Raw genomic sequence first — 368 nt, 5'->3', positions numbered from 1 at the left:
CGCTGCCGCCGCGGAGGGTCTTCGCGCCCGCGCCGTAGGCGATGCCGCACACCAGGAACGCCAGCGAGATGATGAACACCAGGCTCGCCATGAACGGCGTCGTACCGATGATGTCGCCCGTCTCCGGGTCGCGCAGCGGCGCACCGGGCGGCAGGGTGAGGGCGAGGATCAGCGCGATGAAGCCGAGCAGCGCCCAGAACGAGAACTTCAGCCCCCGCGCCTCCGCGGCGTGGTCGACGCTCTCGGCCTCGTCGGCGATGGTCATCTCGCGGCGGTCGTAGGCGCCGAGGCGCTTCTCGGTCACGAAGATCGTCACGAGCAGCGCGACCGTCGTGAGCAGGAAGGTCGAGACGATCCCGAAGTAGAAG

General features: G+C 69.3%; 1 protein-coding gene. It reads right to left on the bottom strand.

Features of this window, described 5'->3' with window-relative positions; translation table 11 throughout:
• Positions 1 to 368, bottom strand: a 368-nt coding sequence (locus WFM69_RS19330; protein WP_337007470.1) for an AbgT family transporter, incomplete at both ends; no start/stop codon positions are given.

Source organism: Microbacterium sp. LB12, assembly GCF_037150835.1.
In the GTDB taxonomy this organism is placed as follows: Bacteria; Actinomycetota; Actinomycetes; order Actinomycetales; family Microbacteriaceae; genus Microbacterium.
Note: the sequence above shows the minus strand (reverse complement) of the source record. Positions and strands in the feature narration are given on the sequence as shown.